Annotated in this window: 8 protein-coding genes; all 8 read left to right on the forward strand. The window is 70.6% G+C overall.

All coding sequences use genetic code 11. From position 1 onward, the window contains the following. Nucleotides 1-144: 144 nt before the first annotated feature. The 8 genes from U5771_RS34305 (at nucleotide 145) to U5771_RS34340 (ending at nucleotide 7,822) form a co-directional block, all read left to right on the forward strand. Nucleotides 145-531: a DoxX family protein gene (locus U5771_RS34305; protein ID WP_322028051.1), complete on the forward strand. Its 387-nt coding sequence runs from the start codon at nucleotides 145-147 to the stop codon at nucleotides 529-531. 55 nt (nucleotides 532-586) lie between these two features. Next, entirely contained in the window at nucleotides 587-880 is a 294-nt protein-coding gene (locus tag U5771_RS34310) for a putative quinol monooxygenase (protein ID WP_322028052.1), read from the forward strand. Between the two features lie 455 nt (nucleotides 881-1,335). Beyond that, a complete protein-coding gene (locus U5771_RS34315; protein WP_322028058.1) occupies nucleotides 1,336-2,289 on the forward strand; it encodes a LysR family transcriptional regulator in 954 nt (317 codons plus the stop codon). A 66-nt stretch (nucleotides 2,290-2,355) separates the two neighbouring features. Next, complete coding sequence (locus U5771_RS34320; RefSeq protein ID WP_322028053.1) at nucleotides 2,356-4,542, forward strand: FUSC family protein; 2,187 nt, start codon at nucleotides 2,356-2,358, stop codon at nucleotides 4,540-4,542. After that, complete coding sequence (locus tag U5771_RS34325) at nucleotides 4,526-6,037, forward strand: efflux transporter outer membrane subunit (protein ID WP_322028054.1); 1,512 nt, start codon at nucleotides 4,526-4,528, stop codon at nucleotides 6,035-6,037. Before U5771_RS34320 ends, U5771_RS34325 begins: the two co-directional genes overlap by 17 nt. Next, nucleotides 6,027-6,227, forward strand: coding sequence for a DUF1656 domain-containing protein (locus U5771_RS34330; RefSeq protein WP_322028055.1), 201 nt, complete (start codon nucleotides 6,027-6,029; stop codon nucleotides 6,225-6,227). The genes U5771_RS34325 and U5771_RS34330 overlap by 11 nt, the downstream gene beginning before the upstream one ends. Nucleotides 6,228-6,256: 29 nt before the next feature. Beyond that, nucleotides 6,257-7,162 carry an HlyD family secretion protein gene (locus U5771_RS34335; RefSeq protein WP_322028056.1) on the forward strand — a complete coding sequence of 302 codons (906 nt, stop codon included), beginning with the start codon at nucleotides 6,257-6,259 and terminating at the stop codon, nucleotides 7,160-7,162. 357 nt (nucleotides 7,163-7,519) lie between these two features. Next, the gene (locus tag U5771_RS34340) at nucleotides 7,520-7,822 is read left to right on the forward strand and encodes a DUF3331 domain-containing protein (protein WP_322028057.1); all 303 of its coding nucleotides are present in this window, start codon (nucleotides 7,520-7,522) and stop codon (nucleotides 7,820-7,822) included. Nucleotides 7,823-7,924: the final 102 nt, after the last annotated feature.

Genomic DNA, 7,924 nt, shown 5'->3' on the forward strand with positions numbered 1-7,924 from the left:
CCCCGAGAGCTGAGCCGCGACGGCGAATGCCGTTTCGCGCGGTTGCGCCCGTCCGTCCGCCGGCGGGCGCGGCTGCAACGCCACACCGCGTCGACGCCCGGCGTCGACGCCTTCCCTCCGACCGATACCGGATACGAACGCGCCATGGCCGACTATCTCCTGTTCGCGGGCCGCTTTTTCATCGCGCTGATGTTCGTGCTGAGCGGCATCAACAAATTCCTGTTCTTCCAGCACGGCCTCGAGGAGGTGCGCGCGAAGAACCTGCCGCTCCCGCACCTCGCCCTCGCGAGCACGATCGTCGTCCAGCTCGTCTGCGGCATCGCGATCATGGTCGGCTTCCAGACCCTGCTCGCATCGGTGCTGCTCGCGGTCTTCACGCTCGCGACCGCGATCGTGTTCTACGACTTCTGGAACCAGCAAGGCAACCAGCGCACGCTGATGCTGACCGGCTTTCTCGAACACATCAGCATCATCGGCGGCTTCATGATCCTGATCGCCGCCGGTCCCGGCCGCCTGGTCACCCACGGGTGAAGCGGGTCCGCCAGTCGCCCACCACCCTGCTCGCACACGCGATCGGAGAACGAAGATGACGCAACTGCACATCGTCGCAGTGCTGTACGCGAAGGCCGGCCACGAGGCACGCCTGCGCACCCGGCTCGCCGAGCTTGTCGAGCCGTCCCGGCAGGAGCTCGGCAACCTGCGCTATGAATTGCTGGTCGACGAAGCCGATGCGCGCCGCTTCGTGTTCGTCGAGCTGTGGGAGAACGCGCAGACGCAGGCCAGACATCACAACGAAAGTCCGCACATCGCCGCGTTCCAGGCCCGCGACTGGGATGCCGTCGACAAGGTGGAGGTCTATCGCCTCAACCAGATCGCCTGACGCCTGCCGCCACGCCGGCGGACAGCGCCGGCAGCGATTCGCCAATCGCGCCGCCCCTGGCGGCGGCGCGATCGATCGTTCCATGCACGGAACACTGAGGACAATCCGGCCTGACTATCGACACGCGTCCCGTTCCACTACGCTTGAACCCATCCGGACTACCGACGGTGTCGGGCGCGCGTGAACCGCCCCGCTTCCGGACCGCTCGTTCGCGCCGCGTGGCGGCGCGGTCGCGCGAAGCCGTTCGGGCCGCCGCTGCGTGCCGGATGCGCGTCGCGTTTCCCGCGTGTTGCAGCCGTTTCGGCGCATGCCGCCGCGCGCCGCGCTTTCGTCGCACGATTCGCGCCGCCGCCGGCCGTCGTGTCGCCCGTCGATCGCCGCAGCAAGCGTGGCGGCGCGGCAGGCAGCCGCCCTTGACTCATGCCCGACGACCCTCGGACAGCATCATGAAATCCCTGAACATAGACGATATCCAGGCCTTCCTGTTCGCCGTCGAGCGGCAAGGCATCACCGAATCCGCACGCCGGCTCGGCCTGTCGAAGTCCGTCGTCAGCAAACGCATCAGCGACCTCGAGCGCACGCTCGGCGTGCAGTTGCTGATGCGCTCGACCCGCAACGTGACGCCGACCGAAGCCGGCATGACCTTCTATCGCGCCGCGTCGGATTCGATGCGCCGGCTCGTCGACGTCGCCGAGGAAATCGCCGAACGCTCGCACGGCCTGTGCGGCGAGCTGCGCATCACCTCGCCGGTGAGTCTCACCCGCCGCTGGCTCGGGCCGGCGGTCGCGAAGTTCGCCGCCGCGCATCCGCAGCTGCGCGTCACGCTCGAAACCGACGATCGCCCGGTCAACCTCGAAGTCGAGCGCTTCGACGTCGCGATCCGCTCCGCGCGGCTGCCCGACAGCGCGCTGATCGCGCGCCGCGTTGCCGCATGCGAGCGCGTCGTCGTCTGCAGCCCCGCCTACCTCGCGGCCCACGGCGAACCGGACTCGCTCGACGCGCTGCTCGAACACCGCTGCCTGAACTACAGCCATGCGGCGCCGTCCGCCACGTGGACGTTCACGACGCCGGGCAGCCTCGGCAAGCCGCGCACGATCAGTCCGGGCAGCGTGTTCCTGTCCAACAACGGCGAAACGCTGTGCGACGCCGCGGTGCAAGGCATCGGCATCGCGATGCTGCCGCGCTACATCGCGGACGAATGCCTGCGCGACGGCCGGCTGGTGCGCGTGCTCGCCGATGAAACGCCGCAGGACGAAGTGATCTACGCGGTCTATCCGCGCAATCCGTACGCGAGCAACAAGCTGAAGCTGTTCATCGAGCACGTGCGCATCGCGCTGCTCGATCCGCCGTGGTCCACCGGCACGGCCAAGGCGCTGCATGCCGAAACGCTGTCGACGGATTCGGTCTGACACGATGCGCGCCACCCCGCCGCCCCCGTCGCCCCCGTCCCGCCGGATCCGCCCTGCCGTCACGCCATGCCGCCGAACAAGCGCACGCTAACGAACCCCTTCGGCGCCGCGTCCTTCGCGCGCGGGCTGCTCGGCATGAGTCGCGAATACGGCCGGACCGACGGTGCGCGCCTGATCCACGTCGCGAAGACCGTCGTCGCCGTCGTGCTGGCGATGGGTGTGTCGATGCGGCTGGAGCTGGCGGCACCGCGCACGGCAATGGTGACCGTCGTGATCCTGATGATGCATCAGCACAGCGGGATGGTGATGGCGCGCGGCTTCTATCGCGGCGTCGGCATGCTGATCGGCAACCTGGCCGCGATCGTGCTGATCGGCGCGTTCCCGCAGGAGCGCGTGCTGTTCCTCGGCGCGCTCGTGCTGTGGATCGGCTGCTGCACGTGGGGCGCCGCGTACTTCCGCAACTATCAGTCGTACGGCTTCGTGCTCGCGGGCTATGCGACCTGCATCGCCGCGATCCCGTCGATCGAGCGGCCCTACGACATCATCGCCAATGTCGTCACGGGGCTCGGCGAGGTATCGATCGGCATCCTGTCGGCCGGCGTCGTCAGTGCGCTGATCCTCCCGCGCCACGTTCGCGCGATGCTGATGAAGACCGGCGAGGACCACTATGCGGACTTCATCGGCTTCGTGCGCGCCGCGCTCACGCAAACCCTGCCGGCCGACGAGCAGAGCCGCCGCTACCTGCGGCTACTCGCCGCGCGCGCGCAACTCGAGAACCTGCGCAGCGCGGCAGTGTTCGAGGATCCCGACCTGCGCGCACGCAACGACATCATGACGCGCATGGCCGGGCAATTCCTCGACGCCGGCGCGCGCTTTCACGCACTGCATCAGTATCGCGCCCGGCTGAACCGCGCCGTCGACCATGGTGCGGCCGACGTGCTGTCGGCCGCGTGCGACGACGTCGCGCGCGTGCTGCCGCCGGACGATCCCGCACCCACCTTCGATCTGCGGGCCGTCGAGCAGCTCGTCGACGCGCTTGGCCAGGCCGTTGCGCGGCTGCCGGACGGCGGTGCGCACGACCGGCCGCCGGCACCGGTGCCCGATGCGCGCGACGCGCTGACCGGCCTGTCGCTGCTCCGACAGGCGCTCGAGAGCCTGCGCGCGTATCTGGCGGACTTCGTCGCGATCCGCCGGCAAGCGGCGCCGGCCGCGACCGCTTCCGGTCCGGCCCGTGCACCCGTGCGGATCGTCACCAGCGCGAACCGCATGGTGTCCGCCGCGGCGGGACTGCGCGCGATCGTCGCGGTGTCGGCGGTGTCGCTGTTCTGGATCGCGTCGGGCTGGACCGGCGCGGCCGGCGCCGTGGTGTCCGCCACGATCGCCAGCGCGCTGTATTCGATCATGCCGGCACCGGCCGCGGCGACACGCCAGGTCGCGCTCGGCTGCACGGTCGCCTGGCTCGCGAGCCTCGGGTTCGATTTCGTGCTGCTGCCCGGCATGGACGGCTTCGCGCCGCTCGCCGCGGCGGTCGCGTTGTTCGTCGCGGTCGGCGCGTACCTGAACGCGGTTCCGAAGACGGCCGCGTTCGGTCTCGGCTTCAACATCTACTTCTGCTTCCTGACCAACATCACCAATCCCGGCGTCTATGCGCCCGCTGCGACGCTCGATGCCGGATTCTCGTCGATCCTCGGCATCGGGGCCGCGTCGCTCGCCTATTCCGTCGTCGCGCCGTATGCGGGCGACTGGGCGACCGGCCGCTATCTCCATGCGCTGCGGCGACTCGTGTCGGACGATGCGTGCTTCGGCGAACTCGACGGCCTGATGCCGCGCTTCGACGCCGGCGTGCGCGATTTCACGCAGCAGATCGCCGCGCGCCCGGCGACCGGCCGCCTCGGCCAGCAGGAACTGTTCGCCTGGAGCTTCGCGTCGCTGGAGATCGGGCGCAGCATCGTCGACCTGCGCACGGCCGGCGCCGCCGAACCGCCCGCCAGTGCGTGGCGTGCGCACGAACGCGCGCTGTGTGCGGCGGTCGCGCGCCTGTTCGACGCGCCGTCGCCCGCGACGCTGCGCGACGCCGAACGCGCGGCCACCGCTGCGCTCGCCGCGCTGAACGCCGCGCCGCCGCTCACGACCGGCACGGCGCCGCGCGTGGCCGACTGCGTCCATTTCATCCTCGTGTCGCTGCAATGCAATCTCGTTCCGCTGCAACACCCGCCCACCCCTTCCGGCAAGCCCGATGATGCCCGCGTGTAATCCCGAGCACCGCTGTGCGGCCAACTCGCCCCGCTCCGTCGCCGCGCGCGGCATCGCGGCGCTCGCCGTGCTGTGGCTCGGCGCGTGCGCGAACACCGGCGGCATCGCGCCGCGCGCGACGCTCGCCGATGCCGGCACGCTCGCGCAGGGCATGCCCGCCGCTGCATCGCCGGCCTCGTGGCCGCGCGACGACTGGTGGCACACGTGGCGCGATCCGCAACTCGACGCGCTGGTCGCCGACGCCGTGGCCGGCAGCCCCGCGCTGCGCGTCGCGCAGGCGCGCATCGACCGCTACGCCGAGCTCGCACGCGTCGCCGGCGCGTCGCGCTACCCGAGCGTGTCCGCGAGCGGCGACTTCGGCCGCACGCGCTTCGCACGCTTCGCGAGCCCGAGCCCGCCGGGCGGCAACACGGTCTGGAACAACGCGGCCGGGGCGAGCCTCGGCTACCCGCTCGACCTGTGGGGCAAGCATCGCGCGGAACGCGAAGGTGCGCTCGACAGCACACTGGCGGCCGAAGCCGACGCGCGCGTGGCGCGCCTGACGCTCGAAACCGCGGTCGTGCGCACCTACGTCACGTTCGCGAAGACGTTCGACCAGCGCGACGTCGCCCTGGCGACCCGCAAGCGCCAGCAGGACGTCGTCGACATCATCGCGCGCCGCTACCGGGCCGGACTCGCGAGCCGCTTCGAGATCACGCAGGCGAGCACGCCGGTCGCCACGACCCGCGCGCAGATCGAGGAACTCGACCGGCAGCTCGCGGTGCTGCGCAACGCACTGGCGGTGCTGACCGGCCGCGGGCCGGGCGCCGGTGCGGCGCTCGCGCGGCCCGCGCTGCGGCTCGACGTGCCGGTGGCGCTGCCGGCGAACCTGCCGGCCGAACTCGTCGCCCACCGGCCGGACATCAGCGCCGCGCGCTGGCGCGTCGAAGCGATGGCAAAAGGGATGCATGCCGCGCACGCCGACTTCTATCCGAACATCGACCTGATCGCGAGCGCCGGGCTCGCATCCGCGGCGTTCGGCGGCTTCTTCACGTTCGTCAACAACGATGCGATGACGCACCGGTTCGGCGCGGCGATTTCGCTGCCGATCTTCGACGGCGGCGTTCGCCAGGGCCGCTACGGCGTCGCGGTCGCCGACTACGACCTCGCGGTCGAGACGTACAACGAGGCCGTCCTCGCGGCGTTCCGCGACGTCGCCGACCAGGTCGTGTCGCTGCAGTCGCTCGCGCGGCAGCAGGTCGACATCGAGGCCGCGAACGGCTCCGCGCAACGCGCGTTCGACTATGCGGCGCAGGGTTATCGCGCGGGCCTCACGGACTACCTGAACGTGCTGTCGACCCAGACCGAACTGCTGCAGGCGCAGCAGGCGCTCGCCAACGTGCGCGCCGCGCGCCTCGACAGCTGGGCGCAACTGATGATGGCGCTCGGCGGCGGCGTCGAACCGACGGGCGACGCCGCCGCCCGGCCACCGCGAGGCGCACCCGATGTTCGCTGAATTTCCGATCGCGTCGCTGCTCGTGCCGGGCGTGCTGCCCGCGTTCCTCGGCTGCGGGGTCGCCTTCTGGATCGTCGACCGCGTACTCGCGCGCGCGGGACTGTACCGGCACGTGTGGCATCCGGCGCTGTTCCGCGTGTCCGTGTTCGTGTGCCTGTTTTGCGGCGCCGGCCTGCTGCTGGCCGGCTGATGGATCACCCTGCTTCGTATCGAGTCAACATGCGTGCCCAAACCTGTTTCCGCGTGGCGGCCACCCTGCTGCTGTTCGCCATCGCCGTCCTGCTCGCCCACGCGCTGTGGAACCGCTACATGTATGCGCCGTGGACGCGCGACGGCCGCGTGCGTGCAAAGGTCGTCAATATCGCGCCGGACGTGTCGGGCATCGTGACCGACGTGCTCGTCGCCGACAACCAGCCGGTGCGCCGCGGCGACGTGCTGTTCCGCATCGACGCCGACCGCTTCCGCTACGCGCTCGCGCAGGCCGACGCGCAACTCGACCTGCGCAAGGCCGAGTTCGACATGCGCCGCCAGCAGGCGTCGCGCCGTGCGCAGCTCGACACCGCGGTGATCTCGGCCGAGGTGCGCGAGGATGCGGGGTCGGCCGCGCGGCAGGCGCAGGCCAGCTACCAGGCGGCGCTCGCCACGCGTGACGTCGCGCGCCTGAATCTCGCGCGCAGCGAGGTGCGCGCGCCGGTCGACGGCTACATCACGAACCTGAACCTGTATCCCGGCGACTATGCGACCGCGGGTGTCGCGCGCCTCGCACTGATCGATGCGCATTCGTACTGGGTCTACGGCTATTTCGAGGAAACCAAGCTGCCGCAGGTGCACATCGGCGATCCGGCCGAGATCCGGCTGCTGTCCGGCGGACCGTCGCTGACCGGTCACGTCGAAAGCATCGCGCGCGGCATCAGCGATCGCGACAATCCTGCGGGCGCGACGCTGCTCGCCGACGTCAACCCGATCTTCACGTGGGTGCGACTCGCGCAGCGGGTGCCGGTGCGGATCCGGCTGGACGGCATGCCGCGCGACGGCTTCCTGGCCGCGGGCACGACCTGCACGGTCACGCTGCGCCCCACGTCGCACGCGACGGCGCGCGGCGCTGCGCCGGATGCGCGTCCTTGATGCCGTGGGTGCGGCCGTCTGCGCGTACCCGCGCCGGTGTTCGATATCGGGCAACACCGTGTTCTTCTTCACGCGCCTTCCGGTGGCCCCGCGTGCGCTTTTACACTGGACGCTCGCCGGCGATGCGAGCGGTATGTCACCGCCGTACCCGCTCTGTCGACGAATTCCGAACCGGCCGCGTCGACCGCGCGCGGTCCCGATCGATCCCGCGCCGGCCTCGCCGGCCGGCAGGAGACTGGCAATGGCATTCAGCGTAACTAACGAACTCCGGCGTGTCGCCGGGCGGCCGACGCAGCACCGTGCGTCACCGCGCGATGCGGATCGGCCCCACGCCGGCCACACCGAAGGCAATCGATCATGCTGACCGTTTCTTCCGTCGGCCTCGCGCCGCGCGCATCGTCACCCGGCCGCAGCCAGATTCACGTCACGCTGCTGGAGTGGTCGCACGAATCGCTGCTGGTCCGCTGGGTCGAAAGCGGCCGCCTGCACTACGGCGAACAGAAATGGCGCCGCGCGGTCGCACGGCGCGACGGACGGTGCGCGTATTCGGGCCGGGCCATCGTGCAGGGCGAGGCCGTGTTTCGTCCGACCGGCCGGCCGCGGCCCGCGAATCACCTGGCGATGATCGCGGCCGATGCGGTCGCGTCGCTCGATGCGTGATGCTCGATGCGTGATGCTCGATGCTCGATGCTCGATGCTCGATGCGTGAGGTGTGAGGTGTGAGGTGTGAGGTGTGAGGTGTGAGGTGTGAGGTGTGAGGTG

Origin of the sequence: Burkholderia sp. BCC1977, from assembly GCF_905339595.1 — a bacterium.
Classification (GTDB): Bacteria; Pseudomonadota; Gammaproteobacteria; order Burkholderiales; family Burkholderiaceae; genus Burkholderia.

Coding starts and splice junctions, on each gene's coding strand:
- U5771_RS34305 (WP_322028051.1), top strand. CDS start 145: ATGGCCGACTATCTCCTGTTCGCGGGCCGCTTTTTCATCGCGCTGATG.
- U5771_RS34310 (WP_322028052.1), top strand. CDS start 587: ATGACGCAACTGCACATCGTCGCAGTGCTGTACGCGAAGGCCGGCCAC.
- U5771_RS34320 (WP_322028053.1), top strand. CDS start 2,356: ATGCCGCCGAACAAGCGCACGCTAACGAACCCCTTCGGCGCCGCGTCC.
- U5771_RS34325 (WP_322028054.1), top strand. CDS start 4,526: ATGATGCCCGCGTGTAATCCCGAGCACCGCTGTGCGGCCAACTCGCCC.
- U5771_RS34330 (WP_322028055.1), top strand. CDS start 6,027: ATGTTCGCTGAATTTCCGATCGCGTCGCTGCTCGTGCCGGGCGTGCTG.
- U5771_RS34335 (WP_322028056.1), top strand. CDS start 6,257: ATGCGTGCCCAAACCTGTTTCCGCGTGGCGGCCACCCTGCTGCTGTTC.
- U5771_RS34340 (WP_322028057.1), top strand. CDS start 7,520: ATGCTGACCGTTTCTTCCGTCGGCCTCGCGCCGCGCGCATCGTCACCC.